Origin of the sequence: Martinezella tropici, from assembly GCF_003287875.1 — a bacterium.
GTDB lineage: Bacteria > Pseudomonadota > Alphaproteobacteria > Rhizobiales > Rhizobiaceae > Rhizobium > Rhizobium tropici_C.
In genome coordinates, this window is the sequence record NZ_QMKK01000049.1 from 15,105 (window position 1) to 35,582 (window position 20,478).

Here is a 20,478-nt window from a genome sequence, read left to right on the forward strand (position 1 = left end):
GACGATCATGCTGTCAATTTTTGTCAGCAGTCTCTCGATTCAAGATTCCGTTATCAGTTGGCAGTCTTCTCGGAGCGCACGAGCACGTAGAAACGCGCGCACAGCATCGTCGCCGCCGAGGCAAGGCCAAGCAGGAAACCGAACCATATGCCGATACCGCCGAAACCGAGCGGAAAAGCCAATAGCCAGGCGAGGAAGAAGCCGATCGGCCAATAGGCGATCAGTGCCAGAATCATCGGCACGCGCGCGTCCTTCAGCCCGCGCAACAGACCGCTGGCAATTGCCTGCAGCCCGTCGACAAGCTGGAACAGGCCCGCCACGACGATCAGCGGTGCCGCATAGGCAAGGACCTTCGGCGCGTCGGCCGACGTGACGTCAAGAAACCAGCTTCCCAGCCAGGATGGCACGGTCGCAAACAGGATGCTGCCGCAGAGCGCAATGCAGCTCGAAACGATAAGCACCACGATTGCCGCGCGCTTCAGGCCGAGATGATCGCCCTGACCGTGCGCAACACCGACGCGCACGGTCGCCGCCTGGCTGAGTCCGAGCGGGATCATGAAGGCGATCGAGGCCCACTGCAAAGCGATACCGTGGGCGGCGAGCTCGATCGTGCCGATCTGGCCCATCAGCAGCGATGCAACGGTGAACAGGCTGACTTCAGCCAGAACCGTGACGCTGATCGGAAAGCCGAGCCGGATGACATCCCACAAAGCGTGCCAGTCAGGCCGCCAGAACCGGACGAAAATCCCGTAACGTCTCGTTTCCTCGTGGCTCTGAACGTAACCGACGATGAAAAGGAAACCAGCCGTCTGTACGACAACGGAAACGATAGCCGCACCATGCAGCCCCATGGCCGGCAAGCCGAAATGGCCGAGCACCAGAATATAAGCAAGCACGGCGTTCATCACCAACATGGCGATGGTAACCTTGAGGATGATGCCGGCACGCCCGATGGCGCTCACCAGCGCCCGGATGACATTGTAGAGCAGCCCCGGCAAAACGGCGAAGTGGCCGATGTCGATATAGCCGCTGGCCAGTTTCGCGACATCGGGCTTCTGTCCCGCCGCCAGAAGGATTTGCTCGGAATAGAAAAAGGCGGGTTGCGCCACTATCCAGTAAGCCGTAACGACCCAAAGCCCCATGCGCAAAGCCCGGCGCACGGAAGCAACATCGCCCTTGCCATAGGCCTGCGCCACCAGCGGCACGACGGCGATGGAAAAGCCCGAACCGAAAATCAGAATCGTGAAGAGAAACTGCGCGGAGAGCACCATTGCCGCCAGTTGCTCGGCGCCGAGCCGGCCGACAATCATGACGTCCGTGGTGTTGATGCCGAGCTGCGCCAACTGCGCGCCGATCAAAGGGATGCCCAGCGCAAGCGTAGCGCGAACATGTGCAGACCACGAATTATCATTGTCATGCGCGGACGGGCGCGCAGTTACCGGCATATCCATCACGAAAACTCGATTGCTAGGGTTCGCGCAAACCGCCCTACCCAAGGGTGCGCAAGCTCGTCGGTTTATCGCGTGTGGCGCTAAAAAGCCAGCCGACAAATCTACAATGCTAAAGAATTCATCGTAGCATCAAAATATCTGATGAATTTTTAGGCCGCCTCGCCCGCCTGCGACTGGGTAACCACTTTCGGCTCAGTCTTGCGCACCTTGGTCAAAAGCACGATCAGACCCGTCGCGACGAGAATTGCACCCATGATGAAGGGCGCCCCTGCAAAGACCACCGGCGCTGTCGGCGCGGTATAGTATTGGAACAGATAGGGGAACAGCACGGGTCCGACGATGGCGGTAATGCTTGTCAGGCTGCCGAGTGCGCCTTGCAATTCGCCTTGTGCGGAAGGCGGAACCTTGCTGGCTGCGATGGAGCGAAGCGGCGCATCCGCGACGTTTTCAATGACAGTCAGGACGATAACTGCGTACACCATCCAGCCTTGCCATGAAACGGCGTAGCCGATCAGGCCGAGACAGGAAAACACCATTCCGAGCACTGCGGTCTTCCACTCGCCGAGCACAGGCACCAGCCGTGGCAGTACCAGACCCATGGCAATGGCGGCACCGATCCCGTAGACAGCGAGTGAGAAGCCGATCTGGCCCTCGCTCCAATCATAGCGATAGGACGTCACGAAGGACCAGACGGCCGGATAGACGCCATGCGCCAGCCAATTCAGGAACATGACGACACAGACCCAGCCGATGCCGTGATAGCGCCGCATCTGCCTGAGCGCCCCGAACGGATTGGCGCGCGCGATCTCGAAGGGCCGGCGGTGCTTCGCATCCAGCGTTTCCGGCAGCAGAAAATAGGCACCGACGAAATTCAGGAACGCCAGCGCCGCTGCCCCATAGAAGGGTACACGCGGCCCGAACTCGCCAAGGAAGCCGCCGATGACCGGGCCTAGAACAAAGCCGACACCGAAAGCCATACCGATCAGGCCGAAATTCTTCGCGCGGTTCTCGTCATTGCTGATGTCAGCAATATAGGCCGAACAGGTGGAGAAGCTCGCGCCGCTGATGCCGGCGAGGATGCGGCCGACGAACAGCATCCAGTAGGAACCAGCAATCGCACAGATGAAATTATCGATCGCGAATGTCAGCACGGAGGCCAGCAGCAGTGGCCGACGGCCGAAACGATCGCTCAGATTGCCGATCAAGGGCGAAAACAGGAACTGCATGGCGGCATAGGCGAGCAGCAGCCAGCCGCCTTCCGTCGCCGCCGCACTGACCGACGCACCCGTCAACTCTTCCAGATATTTCGGCATGACCGGCATGATGATCGCAATGCCGATCACGTCGAGGAAGAGGATAAGGAAGACGAGGAACAGACCTCGACGAGCGAATTTTTGATCGATCATGGAGATGCCTTCTGGCGGCCCCGCCTCCATGAAAGAGACAGAACGTGAACGAAAAACTGGAGCGTCCCCAATACATAAAGATTTTGGCAGAAACAATCCGTGAACGCTTCAATCTTATTGATTTATCGACCGCTTTTTTTGATCCTGAGAGCAAAAGCGACTAACTGCCGCGACTGCGACGCTGCTCGTGATTCAGAAAGTCGACGAAGGCCCGCAGTGGTGCAGGCATGTGCCGGCGGCTCGCATAATAAAGAAACGGACCGGAAAAGACCGTATCCCATTCCTCCAGGATAGCCACGAGGTCTCCGCTGGTAATCTGTGGCGCAACAAACTCCCGAAAGGTTCTGATGATGCCGAGCCCGGCCGCAGCCGCGCGGCACTCGATGTCGATCGAATTCGTCGCGATGACCATCGGCGGCGCGATGATGATCGTCTCCCCGCTCCTTTCGAACTCCCAGGGCGCGACCGAGCCACTCTGGAAGCGATGACGGATACAGCGATGTTCGAGTATATCGCGCGGATGTTGCGGCGTGCCGTTTGCGGCCAGGTAGGCGGGTGCCGCCGCAGTCACGTAACGTTGCTGTCGCGGGCCGATCGGTACGGCGATCATGTCTTTTTCCAGCCTTTCGTCGTAACGGATGCCGGCGTCGTAACCGGCCGCGACTACATCGATGAAATTGTCTTCCGCGACGATTTCGACTGATATTGCCGGATACTCCTTCAGGAAACGGCTGATGATGTCGGGCATGACGACCATGGCGGCGACGATCGGCACATTCAGTCGCAGGGTCCCGCCTATGCTGTCGCGAAAGCTGTTGATATCATCGAGCGCGACGGCGATCTCGCTCATGGCGGGCGTCAGGCGCTCCATCAATCGCTCCCCGGCTTCCGTCGGCGTCACGCTTCGAGTGGTACGGTTGAGCAGGCGCACCGCCAGCTTCTCCTCCAGCCGTCGCACCGCTTCGCTCAGCGACGATGCGGAGACGCTGCGTTTGCGCGCTGCTTCGCGAAAGCTGCGCTCGCGGGCAACGGCGGTGAAGGCAACCAGATCGGCCAGCGGCAAGTCATCCATTGTGCGAAATTCCAAACAGCCCGTTTCGATTTACTCGGATTATCGCACAGAACACAGCAGAGTAAAACGCCATCACAGTGGCCTCCGGAAATGAGGCGCGCCTTCGACCAGGAGAACAACGATGGAAAAACATCAATTGGGAAAAACCGGACCGCAGGTATCGGCGCTCGGCCTCGGCTGCATGGGAATGTCGGGCATGTATGGCCCAGCGGACAGGGCTGAGAGCATCGCCACCATCCATGCTGCGCTCGATGCCGGGATCAACCTGCTCGATACGGGTGATTTCTACGGCATGGGCCACAATGAGATGCTGATCGGCGAAGCTATCAAAGGGCGGAGGCGGGATGATTTCCTGCTGAGCGTCAAGTTCGGCGCTTTGCGTGATCCCGCCGGCGCCTGGCTCGGCTACGATGCCCGGCCGGCGGCAATCAGGAATTTCCTCGCCTATTCGCTGCAGCGTCTCGGCGTCGATCACATCGACATCTACCGCCCTGCCCGCCTCGACCCGAATGTACCGATCGAAGACCAGATCGGCGCGATGGCGGATCTCATTAAGGCTGGCTACATCAGGCATATCGGCCTGTCGGAAGTCGGCGCCGACACGATCCGCCGCGCCGCTGCCATCAATCCGATCGTTGACCTCCAGATTGAATACTCGCTGATATCGCGCGGCATCGAAGACAAGATCCTGCCGACCTGCCGCGAACTCGGCATCGGCATTACCGCCTACGGCGTGCTTGCGCGCGGCCTCATCAGCGGCCATTGGCAGACGGATAATGTCCAAAAAGGCGATTTCCGCACGATAAGCCCGCGCTTCCAGGCCGGCAACGTCGAAAAGAACCTGGAGCTCGTGGACGCTTTACGAGAGATCGCCGAGGCGAAGGGCGTCAGCGTCGCTCAGATCGCGATCGCCTGGGTCGCAGCCCAGGGCAAGGAGATTGTGCCGGTCATCGGCGCCCGCCGCCGCGACCGCCTTACGGAATCCTTGGGAGCGCTGTCAGTCGACCTGTCGGATAGCGATATGGCTGAGATCGAGCGTGCGATTCCCAAAGATGCCGCCGCCGGGGGCCGTTACCCCGAAGCGCAGCTGACGCATCTCGACAGCGAGAGATAACACGCCAAAGGCTTGCCCGCTCGCCGACCCCGCGGGAGCGGGCAAGCAAGATCAGACCGGATTGTTCAACGTGTCGCAATCGCTGAGCTTGCCGGAATCAAAGCCCTGCTTGAACCACTTCATACGCTGCGCCGAGGTGCCGTGATTGAAGCTGTCAGGAACGACATAACCCTGGGTGCGCTTTTGCAGCGTATCGTCACCGATCTGCTGCGCGGCGTTCAAGGCCTCTTCGAGATCGCCAGCCTGCAATATGCCCTTCTGCTGCGTGAACTTGCCCCATATGCCGGCAAAGCAATCGGCCTGCAGCTCGATCCGCACCGACATCCTGTTGGCATCCACCTCGCTCATGGTGCGGCGGGCCTGATTGAACCTCGGCAGGATGCCGAGCAGATCCTGAACATGGTGGCCGACTTCATGCGCGACCACATAGGCTTGCGCGAAATCGCCCGATGCGCCGAACTGGTCCTTCATCTGTTTGAAGAAGGCCATGTCGAGATAGACCTTCTGGTCGCTCGGGCAATAGAAGGGGCCGGTGGCCGCCGAAGCCTGGCCGCAAGCCGAGGGGAAGCTGCCGGAAAACAGCACAAGCTTCGGATCGGTATAGGTCTGGCCCATCGATTTGAAGATGCCGTTCCAGGTGTCCTCCGTATCGGCAAGAACGGTCGCAACGAACTGTTTCATCTCGTCATTGGCCGGCTGAGCCCCGCCGCCGCTGTTGGAGGTGCTCTGCTGATATCCGGAACCTCCACCCTCCAGCATGCCGCTTTGCTGCAGCAGGCCGATGACGTCGACGCCCATTGCTCTCAGGATCAGGAAGATCACGATCAGCACGATAATGGTGCGGAAGCTCAGGCCGCCACCGCCGATACCGCCGCCCGGGAACCGGAAGCCTCCGCCACCGCCGCCGCTCATGGGCGACGAGCCGCGTTCGTCCTCGATATTGTCGGATTGCCGACGCCCCTTCCAATCCATAGTGCACCTCCTGGCGATGCCTAAAATCAAAGTCCCTTGAGGCATTTATATATCCAGGAAGTGTAACAAAGCCAGTTGGCTATCGACAGAACATCAGCTTAAACGGCGACGGCGCCATATTTCATTAGACGTCAGCCATAAAAGCGCGAGGCCTATACCCGCCGCGATCAGGAGTGGGGCAATTTCATCGCCGTCGAAGGTCATCCTGTTCATGATGCGGCCGGGAATGAACGTGAACGCGCCCGCCCCGACAACACCGCCGAAATACAGGCTTCCGACGACGCGTTTATGCATCTCTATATTGTGCTTGCGGGCGTTGACGATCGCTCTCCAGCAGCCGATGAGAACGAGTATCGAAAGCAGATGGATCGGGCTGAAGCCGTAGAACATGTTGATCTGGTGGATGAAGAAGCTCGATAGCGCCGTGATCACCATCAAGGCCAGCCATATCTTGCCAAGCAGACGGTGCCTCGGCGTCCCCTTCGGCTTGGCCAGAAGATAGGCGCCGAGCACGGCGGCGGGAATGACGGCCGCGACATGGACTTGGATCGCGATCGGGGCATCGAGAAGCGGCTCGAGAGTCATCATCTGTATCCGGTTGAGTTTGCCGATCCTTTCCGCGATAGTGTTGTTCTCTCAATCGAAATCGCGCGAGAAACGGAAAATCTTCGTGGATCACCTCTTTCTGCAATCCACGCTTCGCGAATTGCAGGTCATCCAGCGTTCACCGCGCTTCTGGGCGACCTTCGTCACGATCGTCCTGATCTTTGCCTTGACCGGACCGTACGGCACCCTTGAAAGGCTGATGCCGGGAGTTCGGCTCGGCTACTGGCTCGCCTTGCATGCCATGGCCTGGTCCTTCGCGATCGTCTTCTCCGTTGCTGCCGAAATTCTCCTGCGCAAGCAGATCTCGAACATGTTCGCGCGGATGCTGATTGGATCGATCGTCGCGTCAATGCCGATAGGCTTCGGCATCACGCTTGTCGACCTCGCCTTCTTCGGAGATACGCCCAGCGTGATCGGCAGCCTCGGCAAATCCCTTGGCTCCATACCGCTTTGCATCCTCTTCTGCATTCTCTCCTACATGACCATGCATCGGCAGATAGCGATCGCAGCCGCAGGCTCTAACGTTGCGGAAACGACAGCCCCATCCGCCCCGATGGCCACAGCCCCGCAAGTGCCGATTCTCTCGCGCCTGAAACCGGAAAATCGTGGAGCGCTGCTCAGGCTCACCGTGCGCGACCATTATACCGAAGTCGTGACGACACGCGGTCGCGAGCTCATCCTGCTGCGTTTCGGCGACGCGCTGACGGAAATCGGCAATACAGCAGGAATACGTGTGCACCGATCTCACTGGGTCGCGACGGATCATGTCGACCGGCTGAAACGCGACAATGGCAAGCTTTTCGTCATCGCCCGCGATGGCGCGGAGATGCCCGTCAGCCGCTCTTATGCCGAAGCGGTCCGGCAACACTTCGGTTGACAACTGCGCAGCGGCCGGCGCCTCCTCCATTCCCTAGCGCGCCATTTGGCTCGTTTCTTTTCAGATGCATCGCGTCGCCGTAACTTACGAAAAATGGCAAGACATTGTTTACGGTCGCAACCATTGCTCTAAAAAAATTCGATCGAATGCACGCCTACATACTTTAAACGCGGCCGATTAATATCTAACTCTGTTTTCGCGCCCATATTCTCTGCGTTGCAATCCTGACATATGTGGACAACCGCAATTCCGCGTCTGCGTGTCTTGCGGCTGGTCTGTGCTGGCAACGTTCCAGAATAGTTGGTCCTGTGAACGCGCAATGCACCGAGGGTTTTATGAAACGATCGATGAGTGTGTCCCTGCTGCTCATGGGAACAGCGGCATTGACGGCCTGCGGCCAAAAGGAAGATACGGTTCAAATATACAAAGACATCGACACATGCATCGCGGGGAGAGTTTTTTCCGCTGACGAATGTCGATCTCAGTTTGCCGCGGCGGAAACGGAACGTCAGCAGAATGCTCCTGCCTATGAAACGGCGGCGAACTGCGAAAAGGATTACGGCGTCAACAATTGCCAGCCCACGACCACTGCCCATCAATCGGGTACGGGCCACTTCATTCCCCTGCTGGCCGGTTATCTCGTCGGCAAAGCCGCCAGAACGTTTGACACCAAAGCCCTTTATCAGCCGCGCGGGAGCAGCGACTTTCGCACGGCAACCGGGCGGAGCCTCGCCAACGGCATGCTGCTTGGGAAAGCGGCCAATGTGGAAAGAAAGGACGACAACGGGCAGGCGTCTTCGTCTTCCGATGGCGGCGGCGGTGGTAGCCTTTGGGGGAGATCTTCCGACCGTGCCGGGCGCTCGAGCGGTACGGTAGAGCGTGGCGGCTGGGGCTTTCGCGGCTTCCATCTTTCGGCCTAACGGGTGAGAGAATGAAACGTATTGTCGTGAACGAGCGGCCGGATTGGAAAGCTCAGGCAGGGGCTTGTGGCTTCACCATCCATTCCATGTATGGCCAACGCTATTGGGATGAACGGCACGCCTATGCATTTTCCCTCCAGGAAATTGAGACGAAGCTCGAGGAGCCCTCAGCCAAGCTGCTGGAAATGTGCTATGCGGCAGCCGAAAGGATCGCTTGCGATGGCGAACTGATGCATCGCATGGCCATTCCGCCCGCCTATCACGATGCGATATTGCGATCCTGGCGCAATCGGGAACATGACCTCTATGGCCGTTTCGACCTCTCCTACGATGGAAAAGGTCCGGCAAAGCTTCTCGAATTCAACGCCGACACGCCGACCAGCCTGTTTGAAAGCGCGGTTTTCCAATGGCAATGGCTTGAAGACATGAAGCGGCGTGGCGAAATTCCTTCCTCGGCAGACCAGTTCAACTCACTGCATGAACGCTTGATCGATGCTATCCGCGTCCTGGCCGCACCTTCGGGCCGCATGCATTTCGCCGGCATGCTGGAATCGGAAGAGGACCTCGTGACCTTGAACTACTTCGTCGATTGCGCCGCGCAAGCGGGCTGCGATGCGAAGCTCATCGCCATGCCCGATATCGGCGTTGACGACAGCCATCGGCTGATCGATCTTCAGGATGAACCCATCGACTGCCTGTTCAAGCTTTATCCGCTCGAAGACATGGTGCGCGAGCCTTTCGGCCGTCATCTGCCGCTAACCCCCACGCGGGTAATCGAGCCACTGTGGAAACTGACGCTGTCCAACAAAGGATTGCTGCCAGTGCTGTGGGAAATGTTCCCCGGCCACGAAAATCTATTGCCGGCCTATTTCGAAGACGACGTGCATGTGGGGGATCTCGGCGATCGCTATGTCCGCAAACCGTTGCTATCTCGCGAAGGTGCGAATGTGACGCTCGTCAATCACGAACCCGGCGCCGACATATATGAGGTCGAAGGACCATACGGTGAAGAAGGGTATGTAAGACAGGCGATGCATTTGCTTCCCCGCTTCGGCGACGATTGGACTGTCATCGGGTCCTGGATCGTGGCCGGCCAGCCGGCGGGTATCGGCATTCGTGAGGACGACACTCCCATCACCCGTGATACCTCACGCTTCGTCCCTCATTATATTGAGGGTTAGTCGATCATTAGCTGCTATTGCCCGCAAAGCTCGACATTTGACCGCCCAATGAAAATCTCGGCAGAATTCATGTCGATTCCGCGATTTATGGGGTTCCGTTTGCAAATACATTTGCCTATAAGCCGCTTCTAGCCTGAAAATATTTGCCCATGCGCCCCGGCCGGTGACCTCCCACCCTGGCCGGTTTTTCGCGCAACGAAAAAACGGATGAGAGCCCATGCCGAAGCGTCAAGATATCAAATCGATCCTCATTATCGGTGCAGGACCGATTGTTATCGGACAGGCTTGCGAATTCGACTATTCGGGCACGCAAGCTTGTAAGGCGCTGAAGGAGGAAGGCTACCGCGTCATTCTCGTCAACTCCAACCCGGCAACGATCATGACCGATCCGGGTCTGGCGGATGCGACCTATGTCGAGCCGATCACGCCTGAAGTTGTCGCCAAGATCATTGCCAAGGAGCGCCCGGACGCGCTGCTGCCGACCATGGGCGGCCAGACCGCGCTGAACACCGCGCTGTCGCTGAAGCGCATGGGCGTGCTCGACCGCTACAATGTCGAGATGATCGGTGCGAAACCCGCCGCGATCGACATGGCCGAGGACCGCGCCCTCTTCCGCGAAGCCATGGCCCGCATCGGCCTCGAAACGCCGCGCTCCATGCTGGCAAACGCCACCGACATCAAGGACGCCGATCGCAAGACGCATGAGGCCGAGCGGAGCAAGCTGAAGGCATCGCTCTCAGGCCCCGCGCTCGACAAGGCGCTGGACGAACTGGAAAACCAGTGGAACCTCGGCGAGAGTGACCGCAAACAGCGCTACATGAGCCATGCCATGGCCATTGCCGCGCAGGCGCTTGACCATGTCGGCCTGCCCGCCATCATCCGTCCGTCCTTTACGCTCGGCGGCACCGGTGGCGGCATCGCCTATAACCGCTCGGAATTCTTCGAGATCGTCGGCGGCGGCCTCGACGCCTCCCCGACCACGGAAGTGCTGATCGAAGAATCGGTGCTCGGCTGGAAGGAATTCGAGATGGAAGTCGTCCGCGACAAGGCGGACAACTGCATCATCATCTGCTCGATCGAGAACATCGACCCCATGGGCGTTCACACCGGTGACTCGATCACCGTCGCTCCGGCGCTGACGCTGACGGACAAAGAATACCAGATCATGCGCAACGCCTCGATCGCAGTCCTGCGCGAGATCGGCGTCGAGACTGGCGGCTCGAACGTGCAGTTCGCGGTCAATCCGAAGGACGGCCGCCTGGTCGTCATTGAAATGAACCCGCGCGTGTCGCGCTCGTCCGCGCTTGCGTCGAAGGCTACGGGATTCCCGATTGCCAAGATCGCGGCAAAACTCGCCATCGGCTATACGCTGGACGAACTCGAAAACGACATCACCGGCGGCGCGACGCCTGCCTCCTTCGAACCGTCGATCGATTATGTCGTCACCAAGATCCCGCGTTTCGCATTCGAGAAGTTCCCCGGCGCCTCTCCGGTTCTGACCACGGCTATGAAGTCGGTCGGCGAGGTCATGGCGATCGGCCGCACCTTCGCGGAATCGCTGCAGAAGGCGCTGCGGGGCCTCGAAACCGGGCTGACTGGTCTGGACGAGATCGAAATCCCCGGTATCGAGGAAGGCGAAGGCAGCCGCAACGCCATCCGCGCCGCCATCGGCACGCCGACGCCGGACCGCCTGCGCATGGTCGCCCAGGCGCTGCGCTCGGGGCTGAGCGTCGAGGAAGTGCATGAAGGCTGCAAGATCGACCCGTGGTTCCTCGAGCAGCTGAAGAACATCGTCGATATGGAGGCCCGCATCCGCGAGCATGGTCTGCCCGAGGATGCTGCCAATCTGCGCATGCTGAAGGCCATGGGCTTCTCCGATGCGCGTCTTGCAACCTTGACCGACAAGCGCCCGAAGGAAGTGGCGGAACTGCGCAACCGGTTGAATGTGCGCCCGGTCTTCAAGCGCATCGACACCTGTGCGGCGGAATTCGCCTCGCCGACCGCCTACATGTACTCGACCTACGAAATGCCCTTCGTCGGCGCAGCCCGTTCCGAAGCTGAGGTTTCCGATCGCAAGAAGGTCGTCATCCTCGGCGGCGGTCCGAACCGTATCGGCCAGGGCATCGAATTCGACTATTGCTGCTGTCATGCCGCCTTCGCCCTGAAGGATGCAGGCTACGAAGCGATCATGATCAACTGCAACCCCGAGACGGTTTCGACCGACTACGACACGTCGGATCGCCTCTATTTCGAGCCGCTGACGGCGGAAGACGTGATCGAAATCCTCAAGGCGGAGCAGGAAAAGGGCGAAGTGGTCGGCGTCATCGTCCAGTTCGGCGGCCAGACGCCTCTGAAGCTCGCCGAAGCGCTCGAAAAGAACGGCATCCCGATCCTCGGCACGGCTCCGGACGCGATCGACCTTGCCGAAGACCGCGACCGTTTCCAGAAGCTCTTGATGAAGCTCGATCTCAACCAGCCGAACAACGGCATCGCCTACTCGGTCGAGCAGGCTCGCCTCGTCGCTTCCGAAATCGGCTTCCCGCTGGTCGTGCGCCCGTCCTATGTCTTGGGCGGCCGCGCCATGCAGATCATCCATTCGGAAGGCCAGCTGCAGGGCTACCTCCTCGATACTGTTCCGGAACTGGTGCCGGAAGATATCAAGCAGCGCTATCCCAACGACAAGACCGGCCAGATCAACACGCTGCTCGGCAAGAACCCGTTGCTCTTCGACAGCTATCTGACGAACGCCATCGAAGTCGACGTCGATTGCCTGTCCGACGGCACCGAGGTCTACGTTGCCGGCATCATGGAGCATATCGAGGAAGCCGGCATCCATTCCGGCGATTCGGCCTGCTCGCTGCCGCCGCGCACGCTGTCACCTGCCATGATCGACGAGCTGGAACGCCAGGCAAAGGCCATGGCCAAGGCCTTGAACGTCGGCGGCCTGATGAACGTCCAGTTCGCCATCAAGGACGACACGGTCTATGTGCTCGAAGTCAATCCGCGCGCCTCGCGTACGGTGCCCTTCGTCGCCAAGACCATCGGTGCGCCGATCGCCAAGATCGCCGCGCGCGTCATGGCCGGCGAGAAGCTGGATGCGACTTTTGCCGCCTATGGCGAAAAGCCCGATCCGCGCAAGCTGAAGCACATCGCCGTCAAGGAAGCCGTCTTCCCCTTCGCCCGCTTCCCCGGCGTCGACACCCTGCTCGGACCGGAAATGCGCTCGACGGGCGAAGTCATCGGCCTCGACACGGATTTCGCACTCGCCTTCGCCAAGTCGCAGCTCGGTGCCGGCGTCGAACTGCCGCGTGACGGAACGGTTTTCGTCTCGGTCCGCGACGACGACAAGCCGCGCGTGCTGCCGGCCATCCGCATGCTGACGGAACAGGGCTTCAAGGTGCTCGCAACCGGCGGCACCCAGCGTTATCTCGCTGAAAACGGCATAGAAGCCACGAAGATCAACAAGGTACTGGAAGGCCGTCCGCATATCGAGGACGCGATCCGTAACCGCCAGGTCCAGCTCGTCATCAACACGACCGACAGCAACAAGGCGATCTCGGATTCGAAATCGCTCCGCCGCGCAACGCTGATGCAGAAGGTGCCCTATTACACCACCATGGCCGGCGCCGAAGCCGCTGCCATGGCGATCAAGGCGCTGAAGGCCGGAAACCTCGAAGTCCAACCGCTACAGAGCTATTTCTGACGGTATGATTCGGCTGCGACGGGCGTGAAGCAGGATAGCCGGCTCACATTCGTCGCACCTACGCCAGATGGCCGAACGGGCAAGGAGCCTCAACAGGAGCCTTTCCTTAAGTCTTCGAATTTTCTGGCAATCGTCTGTCGCAATCTGCTATAGATGACAGAATAACGGCTCTGAATGGTTCCGAAGTACCGCTTCGGGACCTGTTTTCTTTTGTGTCTGCAGCAGAGCAACACAGGGAGTGAAGGACAAGAAAAATGGTTGAAAAGGTACCGATGACACAGAACGGGTTCGTCAAGCTGCAGGAAGAGCTGCGCTGGCGTCAGCAGGAAGAGCGCCCGCGGATCATCGAGGCAATTGCGGAAGCGCGCGCCCATGGCGATCTCTCCGAAAATGCCGAGTACCATGCGGCTAAGGAAGCCCAGAGCCACAACGAAGGCCGCATCACCGAACTCGAAGACCTGACGGCTCGCGCCGAAGTCATCGATCTTACCAAGATGTCCGGCTCGAAGATCAAGTTCGGCGCAAAGGTGAAGCTCATCGACGAGGACACCGAGGAAGAAAAAATCTATCAGATCGTCGGCGATCAGGAAGCCGACGTGAAGGCTGGCCGCATCTCCATCTCCTCCCCGATCGCCCGCGCACTGATCGGCAAGGAAGTCGGCGACTCAATTGAGGTCAATGCGCCCGGCGGCGCCAAGGGCTACGAAATCCTCTCCGTCACCTGGGGCTGATTGCCCGTGCGCGATCGCGAGTCAGCGCATGCCAGCGATCTCAGCGAGATCGAAATCATCGCAACGAATTTCAAACGCCGGCTTTCCGGCGTGACCTCGACGATCGTGCAGCTGATCCCCAAGCAGGTCGAGCTTGGCTATCACATAGCGACTCTTGGTCCCGGCCTGCCGGAAGACCTGCCCAAGCTCGGCTGGCACCGGCTTCCGGGCCTATGGAGCAGACCACGCCGTTTCCGCGTGCGCGTCTGGCATGCCCGCCGCAACAACGAGATGCTGGTGGGCCTGCTGCTGCGCTCGGTGCTGCGCATGCCTCTGAAGCTGGTCTTCACCTCGGCCGCCCAGCGCCGCCATACCGGCTATACGCGCTGGCTCATCCGCCGTATGGATGCCGTGATCGCCACCAGCACCCGCTCCGGCAGTTTTCTCGAGGTACCGCACACCGTCATCCAGCACGGCGTCGATCTCAACCGTTTTCATCCACCGGAAACCTCAAGCGACCGCATGGCCGCAGCCGGCCTGCCCGGTACCTATCTGATCGGCTGTTTCGGCCGTGTCCGCCATCAGAAGGGCACCGATCTTTTCGTCAAGGCGATGATCGAGCTGCTGCCGCACCATCTGGACTGGACGGCCGTGGTCTGCGGCCGCGTGACATCAGAGCATCGGAGTTTCGGCGATGAGCTGGAGAAGATGGTGGCTGATGCCGGCCTTTCCGACCGCATCCGCTTCATGGGCGAGGTCGACGACATCAAACCCTGGTATCGCCGCGCCACTCTCTATGTCGCCCCTTCCCGCAATGAAGGCTTCGGCTTGACGCCGCTGGAAGCCATGGCCTCCCGCACTGCCGTCGTCGCATCCGATGCCGGCGCCTATGCCGAGATGATCGTCCCGGGCGAAACGGGTGCCGTCGTGCCGGCTGGCGATGGCGAGGCTCTGACAAGAGCGATCGCCTTCTATCTGGACAATCCGGAGGAAACGCTTCGCCAGGGTGAGAATGCCGTGCGCCACGTACGCAGCGAATTCGCACTAGAAAAGGAAGCGACCGCCATCGGCGACGTCTACAAGCGACTGCTTATCGCCAACAAGTAAGCGCTCGATCAGCGGCCAAGATCGATATGATGCCGCTCGATGAAATCGATCATCGAACGATCCTCCACCATATCCTCTTCGATGCTCTTGACGATCGACAGGACCTTGTCCCGATATTTCGCCGCACTGCTGTCATAGGTCCATCCTCGGGCGAGCTTTTCCGTCAGCTCCTGCCGGGATTTCGTATAATAGTGGTTGAGCTGCAGGAACCGGTTTGAATAGAACTCGGGAGACTTCCGTGCACGCCGCGTAAATCGCTTGCCGGCGTCATTGGCCGTCAGATCCCCGTACCGCCGCGTCTGGAATTGATGCACGCTGACCTCGGTCACCTCGCACGGATCGACAATGCATTTGAAATTGCTGACATTTTCTTTTGTCGTCATCGGATCGGCGCCGCGCATGGTATAGTTCAGTGTCAAAGGCCCATCCGGCGGCGTCTCATGGCCGCTGGTGGCGAACATGTGCCATGGCAACGAGACATTCGGAAAATCGCCGACGACCTCCAGCGCCTGCTCGACGGTCGCCGCTTCCTTCGGCAGAAGGAATTCGTCGACATCGATGAATGCCATCCAGCGGTAACCGCCACCAAAATTCAGGATGGCGTGCGCAAAGGTAATGACCTGGCCATTCAGCACGGCCGAGGTCGCTGCATCGCGCATCCGCCCCGCCCAGGTAATGATCGTCAGCATATCCTCATTCAGGAGATTGCGAAGAATGACACAGGTCTCGTCCGTGGAGCCGTTGTCATAGATATAGAAATGACGAATACCGACCGCCCGGTGGAAGCGCACCCATTCCTCGATATAGCGCGCCTCGTTCTTGACGCAGGCGACGATGGCGATGCCATGGCGTCCCACCTTCGCCTCGGGCGGATCGATGGTCAGCTTCTTGGCATCGGACGCCTTGGGTTTCAGCCAACGCATGAGCTTCATTCCAGCACCCTTATTTTCAAACCCCGCACGGGCGTCGTCATCTTCGGCGAGCGTCACGCCGTCGATTTCATGGCGAACCGGTCGTCGTAACCGAAATCATATTTCAGCAATGCGGAAATGGGAGAATAGTTGACGAAAGAGACGCCGCGCTCGGTGGCAACCTGCCGCGCGAGCACGAGATGCTCGATGATGCGGCCTTCTGCCCGCGCAATTCCCGAAAAAGCCATATCGCCGACGGTCTCATAAAAGCGCGGTTCGCCGGCATTGGAAATATCGATCCCCAGAAAGCCGACCTGATGCTGTGCGCAGTAAAGAGCGAATTGCAGGGCGGATACCGCGACCGACCCACCCAGGAAAACGCCGCGATCCGGCGAGAGTGAAAAGCCTGCAGAACCCCCGGCATCCAGTCGTACATATTGCAGCGTCTTGAGGTCCTCGAGCGAACGCCTGCGGGCGCCATAGGGCTTGCGGATATCGTCGATCAGAATGATGGTCTTGTCCGCGAGCCAGCTCTTGTCGATCTCGCAAAGCGCGCGCAGCACCGCGACGGAAAACAGGCAGAGCGAACCTGGAGCGACCTTCTTGCGCAACAGATCGATGTGTCGCCAGACAAAGCGCTCATCCTCGACCGCAATCGCCAGAGGCTCGGCGATCGGCTCGCCGGTCAACCCGATAGCGCCGTTCAGAAGGATGGCGCTTCTGACTTCGAGGCCGCTCAGGTCGCAACCACGAATGGATGGGCCGGAGCCGACAATATAGATTGCATCGCCACAGCGTTCGCGCAGCCGATCCATGCCGGCAAGGCTCGCGACCTTCGCTCCGCGGTAATGCACCTCACTGATGCTCTGGCTGCGCACGATGGAAAGCCCTGGAAACCAGTCCTGTACATGCGCCAGCGAACCGCCCAGGAAAAGGCGCACGCCGGACTTGATCAGCGACCGGTGCCAGGGGCGATCCGCCATCCGCCTAGAGCTCCACCAGACCGAGCTTCTTGACCTGCCGGATCGTCAGCATGGTGCGCACGGTATCGACATGTTCGTTCGCGGTCAGAACTTCGATGACGAAGTCCTGGAAGCGGGTGAGATTTTCTGCAACACAGTGAAGAAGGAAATCGCTGTCGCCGGAAACCATCCATGCCTGCCGCACCAGCGGCCAGGCCGCCGTGGCATTGGCGAAAGCCTTGAGATTGGCCTCCGACTGATGCTTGAGGCCGACCATGCAGAAGGCCACGAGATCGAAGCCCAGTTTCGGGCTGTTCAACATGGCATGATAGCCTTCGATGACGCCGGCTTCTTCCAGCTTGCGCACCCGGCGCAGGCATGGCGGTGCGGAAATGCCGACACGATCTGCCAACTCGACATTGGTCATCCGTCCGTCTCGCTGCAGTTCCCGCAGAATCTTGATATCAATGGCATCGAGTTCAGCGCGAAGCACTTTTATTGCCTTTCTTTAATTCCCCTTCGCCAGCTTCTATATAAGGCGGGAAAATACGCAAGAAAGTTTCTCTTGCGTAACCGATTCTTACACTAAGCCGATTTGCTCTGTGTGTAATGCAAGGCTGCCCTTGAATAAATGCATAAGGCAATCATAAATGAAGCGGCGAACCGTGAAATCGCCTGCTTTTGGACGTTTGAAGCTGCGGTTTCCCGATCGCCGAATTGAAAGGACTGACTATGCCTGCCCGCCACACGAAGGTGCTCATCATCGGTTCCGGCCCAGCCGGTTACACCGCCGCGGTCTATGCCGCGCGCGCGATGCTGCAGCCCGTTCTGATCGCCGGTCTCGAACAGGGCGGTCAATTGATGATCACGACCGATGTCGAGAACTATCCGGGCTTTGCCGATCCGATCCAGGGCCCGTGGCTGATGGAGCAAATGCTGCAGCAGGCCCAGCATGTCGGCGCAGAAATCGTCAACGACCTCGTGACCGAAGTCGATACCAGCCAACGTCCTTTCGTCGCCCGCACCGATAGCGGCCAGGTCTGGACCGCCGATACCCTCATCATCGCCACCGGCGCCAAGGCAAAGTGGCTGGGAATCGAGAGTGAGCAGCATTTCCAGGGCTTCGGCGTTTCCGCTTGCGCTACCTGCGACGGCTTCTTCTATCGCAATAAGGACGTGATCGTGGTCGGCGGCGGTAACAGCGCCGTCGAGGAAGCACTCTATCTTTCCAATATCGCCAAGTCGGTAACGGTCGTGCATCGCCGCGATTCCTTCCGTGCGGAGAAGATCCTGCAGGAGCGCCTTTTCGCCAAGGCAAATGTCAAGGTTCTCTGGAATACCGAGATTGCCGAGATCACCGGCACGCCGGCCAAGCCGCCTATGCCCCCGTCCGTCACGGGCGCTCGCCTGCGCGATGTGCGCACCGCCGCTATCACCGAAACGCCGATCGACGGCGTCTTCGTCGCCATCGGCCATGCGCCGGCGACCGAACTTTTCAAGGGCAAATTGAAGCTCAAGGACAATGGCTATCTCTGGACCGCGCCGGATTCGACCGCTACCAGCGTCGAAGGCATCTATGCCGCCGGTGACGTGACCGACGATACATTCCGGCAGGCGATCACGGCAGCCGGGATGGGCTGCATGGCGGCGCTTGAGGCGGAACGCTACTTGACTGGGCACATGCCCGTCGCCGTGGCTGCGGAGTGATGCAGCCGATGAGGGGAAACGGCATGCCATTGGATTGGGACAAGCTGCGTATCTTTCACGCGGCTGCCGAAGCGGGTTCGTTCACGCATGCGGCCGATAAGTTGCATTTGTCCCAATCCGCCATCAGCCGGCAGGTCAGCGCGCTCGAGCAGGACGTCGGCATCAAGCTTTTCCACCGCCATGCCCGCGGCCTGATCCTGACCGAACAGGGCGAGTTGCTTTATCGCACTGCTCACGACGTTCTCTTGAAGCTCGAGACGGTCAAGATGCAATTGACCGAGACAACCGACAAGCCGAGCGGCAAGCTGCGCGTGACAACGACCGTCGGCCTCGGCCAGGGCTGGCTGACCGACAAGATTCAGGAATTCCTGCAGCTCTATCCGGATATGCAGATCCAGCTCATCCTCGATAACGAGGAGCTGGACGTGAACATGCGCCATGCAGATTGCGCCATCCGTCTGCGTCAGCCGCAGCAGTCGGATCTCATCCAGCGCAAGCTGTTCACCGTGCATATGCACGTCTATGCAGCTCCCTCTTATATCAACCGCTACGGCGAGCCGCAGTCGGTGGAAGATCTGGACGAGCATCGCATCATCAGCTTCGGCGAACCGGCACCGAACTACCTGCTCGATGTCAACTGGCTGGAGATCGCCGGCCGGTCGTCCGACAACAAGCGTGTGCCGCACCTGCAGATCAACAGCCAGACATCGATCAAGCGCGCGTGCCTTCTCGGCATCGGCATCGCCGTTCTGCCTGATTATATCGTCGGTCGCGATCCAGGCCTCATCCAGCTCGCAATCAATGCGGACGTGCCCTCCTTCGATACGTATTTCTGCTACCCGGACGAGATGAAAAACGCGGCCAAACTTAAAGTTTTTCGTGATTTTATCGTGTCGAAAGCTCGTAACTGGAATTTCTAGTGAAGGTAAGTCACTGATAACGAACTCTTTTTATGACTAATATATCAGCCACGCGCATGATGCATAGCTGATATGCACAAAATAGAGTTGAAGGCTGCCCATTTAACTACCATATCGCACATAGCTGATGCACACGGTGGCTTTTCCTCCCAGTTCCACCGCATTGGCTGTTCCCCTCTGGAGGTTTTTGACCTTCATACCTATAGGGCCCTGGTTCACTCCGGCGGCCCTTTTTTTTGCCTTTTTTGGCCCTGCCGTTGCAAACGCATAACTGCCATGCACAAAAAAGCATTGCGCGCTGCACAAATTAGCATCATAACGCACACAGCTGATGCACACGGTGGCTTTTCCTCCCAGTTCCACCGCATTGGCTGTTCCCCTCTGGAGGTTTTGACCTTCACACCTATAAGGGCCCTGGTTTACTCCGGTGGCCCTCTTTTTTTGCCCAATTTCTAAGCAGCCGCGCCTGCAGCCCTGCCGAAAATAATGTTCAATGTCGCCCTTGATATATCGAAATCCGTCGATACATAAATCGGGATTATTCGATATGGCTTGGTGAACACCATGGACAAGAACGAGATATTGAAGGCTTTGGCCAATCCGGCAAGGCTCGAAATCCTCAACCACCTCAAAGATCCGGAGACCCATTTCCCGACCCAGGAACACCCGCTGGAACTTGGTGTCTGCGCTAGCCAGTTCGAGCGCTGCGGTCTCTCGCAATCCACCGTCTCGGCCCATCTCGGCACGCTCCACCGCGCCGGCCTGGTGACGACACGGCGCCTTGGCCAGTGGATTTTCTATAAGCGCAACGAAGAAACCATCGCCGAATTCCTTGAAGCCATGCAGAAGGAACTCTGAT

The 20,478-nt window shown here is 59.1% G+C and carries 18 protein-coding genes; 10 read left to right on the plus strand and 8 right to left on the minus strand.

The window, feature by feature from the left end; translation table 11 throughout:
- Window positions 1-53 precede the first annotated feature (53 nt).
- From DQ393_RS23250 to DQ393_RS23260, 3 genes are all read right to left on the minus strand, one after another.
- Window positions 54-1,451: an MATE family efflux transporter gene (locus tag DQ393_RS23250; RefSeq protein WP_112344080.1), complete on the minus strand. Its 1,398-nt coding sequence runs from the start codon at window positions 1,449-1,451 to the stop codon at window positions 54-56.
- A 149-nt stretch (window positions 1,452-1,600) separates the two neighbouring features.
- Window positions 1,601-2,857: a TCR/Tet family MFS transporter gene (locus DQ393_RS23255; RefSeq protein WP_112344081.1), complete on the minus strand. Its 1,257-nt coding sequence runs from the start codon at window positions 2,855-2,857 to the stop codon at window positions 1,601-1,603.
- A gap of 160 nt (window positions 2,858-3,017) precedes the next feature.
- Window positions 3,018-3,929 carry a LysR family transcriptional regulator gene (locus DQ393_RS23260; RefSeq protein ID WP_112344082.1) on the minus strand — a complete coding sequence of 304 codons (912 nt, stop codon included), beginning with the start codon at window positions 3,927-3,929 and terminating at the stop codon, window positions 3,018-3,020.
- Window positions 3,930-4,050: 121 nt separating this feature from the next.
- On the opposite strand from DQ393_RS23260, the gene DQ393_RS23265 reads away from it, so the two are divergent.
- The gene (locus tag DQ393_RS23265; RefSeq protein WP_112344083.1) at window positions 4,051-5,043 is read left to right on the plus strand and encodes an aldo/keto reductase; all 993 of its coding nucleotides are present in this window, start codon (window positions 4,051-4,053) and stop codon (window positions 5,041-5,043) included.
- Window positions 5,044-5,094: 51 nt separating this feature from the next.
- On the opposite strand, the gene ypfJ is transcribed toward DQ393_RS23265, so the two are convergent.
- Together ypfJ and DQ393_RS23275 are read right to left on the minus strand one after the other, a co-directional pair.
- A complete protein-coding gene (gene ypfJ / locus DQ393_RS23270; protein ID WP_112344084.1) occupies window positions 5,095-6,015 on the minus strand; it encodes a KPN_02809 family neutral zinc metallopeptidase in 921 nt (306 codons plus the stop codon).
- Between the two features lie 93 nt (window positions 6,016-6,108).
- Window positions 6,109-6,600, minus strand: coding sequence for a DUF2306 domain-containing protein (locus DQ393_RS23275; RefSeq protein ID WP_112344108.1), 492 nt, complete (start codon window positions 6,598-6,600; stop codon window positions 6,109-6,111).
- A gap of 85 nt (window positions 6,601-6,685) precedes the next feature.
- On the opposite strand from DQ393_RS23275, the gene DQ393_RS23280 reads away from it, so the two are divergent.
- The 6 genes from DQ393_RS23280 to DQ393_RS23305 all read left to right on the plus strand — a co-directional run bounded on the left by DQ393_RS23280 (window position 6,686) and on the right by DQ393_RS23305 (window position 15,119).
- Entirely contained in the window at window positions 6,686-7,498 is an 813-nt protein-coding gene (locus tag DQ393_RS23280; protein WP_112344085.1) for a LytTR family DNA-binding domain-containing protein, read from the plus strand.
- A gap of 308 nt (window positions 7,499-7,806) precedes the next feature.
- Window positions 7,807-8,418 carry a DUF1190 domain-containing protein gene (locus tag DQ393_RS23285; RefSeq protein ID WP_145644389.1) on the plus strand — a complete coding sequence of 204 codons (612 nt, stop codon included), beginning with the start codon at window positions 7,807-7,809 and terminating at the stop codon, window positions 8,416-8,418.
- An 11-nt stretch (window positions 8,419-8,429) separates the two neighbouring features.
- Complete coding sequence (locus DQ393_RS23290; RefSeq protein WP_112344087.1) at window positions 8,430-9,599, plus strand: glutathionylspermidine synthase family protein; 1,170 nt, start codon at window positions 8,430-8,432, stop codon at window positions 9,597-9,599.
- A gap of 217 nt (window positions 9,600-9,816) precedes the next feature.
- Entirely contained in the window at window positions 9,817-13,302 is a 3,486-nt protein-coding gene (gene carB / locus DQ393_RS23295; protein WP_112344088.1) for a carbamoyl-phosphate synthase large subunit, read from the plus strand.
- 254 nt (window positions 13,303-13,556) lie between these two features.
- Window positions 13,557-14,033: a transcription elongation factor GreA gene (gene greA / locus DQ393_RS23300; protein ID WP_112344089.1), complete on the plus strand. Its 477-nt coding sequence runs from the start codon at window positions 13,557-13,559 to the stop codon at window positions 14,031-14,033.
- Window positions 14,034-14,039: 6 nt separating this feature from the next.
- Window positions 14,040-15,119: a glycosyltransferase family 4 protein gene (locus tag DQ393_RS23305; RefSeq protein ID WP_112344109.1), complete on the plus strand. Its 1,080-nt coding sequence runs from the start codon at window positions 14,040-14,042 to the stop codon at window positions 15,117-15,119.
- 8 nt (window positions 15,120-15,127) lie between these two features.
- On the opposite strand, the gene DQ393_RS23310 is transcribed toward DQ393_RS23305, so the two are convergent.
- From DQ393_RS23310 to DQ393_RS23320, 3 genes are all read right to left on the minus strand, one after another.
- A complete protein-coding gene (locus tag DQ393_RS23310) occupies window positions 15,128-16,042 on the minus strand; it encodes a glycosyltransferase family 92 protein (RefSeq protein WP_112344110.1) in 915 nt (304 codons plus the stop codon).
- Between the two features lie 62 nt (window positions 16,043-16,104).
- Complete coding sequence (locus DQ393_RS23315) at window positions 16,105-17,013, minus strand: glycosyl transferase (RefSeq protein WP_112344090.1); 909 nt, start codon at window positions 17,011-17,013, stop codon at window positions 16,105-16,107.
- 4 nt (window positions 17,014-17,017) lie between these two features.
- Entirely contained in the window at window positions 17,018-17,485 is a 468-nt protein-coding gene (locus DQ393_RS23320) for an Lrp/AsnC family transcriptional regulator (RefSeq protein WP_112344091.1), read from the minus strand.
- Window positions 17,486-17,724: 239 nt separating this feature from the next.
- Between DQ393_RS23320 and trxB the strand changes: the two genes are divergently transcribed.
- From trxB to DQ393_RS23335, 3 genes are all read left to right on the plus strand, one after another.
- Window positions 17,725-18,699, plus strand: coding sequence for a thioredoxin-disulfide reductase (gene trxB, locus DQ393_RS23325; RefSeq protein ID WP_112344092.1), 975 nt, complete (start codon window positions 17,725-17,727; stop codon window positions 18,697-18,699).
- Window positions 18,700-18,722: 23 nt separating this feature from the next.
- Window positions 18,723-19,619: a LysR family transcriptional regulator VtlR gene (locus tag DQ393_RS23330; RefSeq protein WP_112344093.1), complete on the plus strand. Its 897-nt coding sequence runs from the start codon at window positions 18,723-18,725 to the stop codon at window positions 19,617-19,619.
- Window positions 19,620-20,183: 564 nt separating this feature from the next.
- Window positions 20,184-20,477, plus strand: coding sequence for an ArsR/SmtB family transcription factor (locus DQ393_RS23335; protein ID WP_112344094.1), 294 nt, complete (start codon window positions 20,184-20,186; stop codon window positions 20,475-20,477).
- Window position 20,478 lies beyond the last annotated feature (1 nt).

Bases quoted from the DNA above. Each gene is read 5' to 3' on its own strand.
- ypfJ (WP_112344084.1), bottom strand. From the start codon at position 6,015: ATGGATTGGAAGGGGCGTCGGCAATCCGACAATATCGAGGACGAACGC.
- DQ393_RS23265 (WP_112344083.1), top strand. From the start codon at position 4,051: ATGGAAAAACATCAATTGGGAAAAACCGGACCGCAGGTATCGGCGCTC.
- DQ393_RS23255 (WP_112344081.1), bottom strand. From the start codon at position 2,857: ATGATCGATCAAAAATTCGCTCGTCGAGGTCTGTTCCTCGTCTTCCTT.
- DQ393_RS23335 (WP_112344094.1), top strand. From the start codon at position 20,184: ATGGACAAGAACGAGATATTGAAGGCTTTGGCCAATCCGGCAAGGCTC.
- DQ393_RS23290 (WP_112344087.1), top strand. From the start codon at position 8,430: ATGAAACGTATTGTCGTGAACGAGCGGCCGGATTGGAAAGCTCAGGCA.
- greA (WP_112344089.1), top strand. From the start codon at position 13,557: ATGGTTGAAAAGGTACCGATGACACAGAACGGGTTCGTCAAGCTGCAG.
- carB (WP_112344088.1), top strand. From the start codon at position 9,817: ATGCCGAAGCGTCAAGATATCAAATCGATCCTCATTATCGGTGCAGGA.
- DQ393_RS23310 (WP_112344110.1), bottom strand. From the start codon at position 16,042: ATGCGTTGGCTGAAACCCAAGGCGTCCGATGCCAAGAAGCTGACCATC.
- DQ393_RS23315 (WP_112344090.1), bottom strand. From the start codon at position 17,013: ATGGCGGATCGCCCCTGGCACCGGTCGCTGATCAAGTCCGGCGTGCGC.
- DQ393_RS23250 (WP_112344080.1), bottom strand. From the start codon at position 1,451: ATGGATATGCCGGTAACTGCGCGCCCGTCCGCGCATGACAATGATAAT.
- DQ393_RS23275 (WP_112344108.1), bottom strand. From the start codon at position 6,600: ATGACTCTCGAGCCGCTTCTCGATGCCCCGATCGCGATCCAAGTCCAT.
- trxB (WP_112344092.1), top strand. From the start codon at position 17,725: ATGCCTGCCCGCCACACGAAGGTGCTCATCATCGGTTCCGGCCCAGCC.
- DQ393_RS23330 (WP_112344093.1), top strand. From the start codon at position 18,723: ATGCCATTGGATTGGGACAAGCTGCGTATCTTTCACGCGGCTGCCGAA.
- DQ393_RS23260 (WP_112344082.1), bottom strand. From the start codon at position 3,929: ATGGATGACTTGCCGCTGGCCGATCTGGTTGCCTTCACCGCCGTTGCC.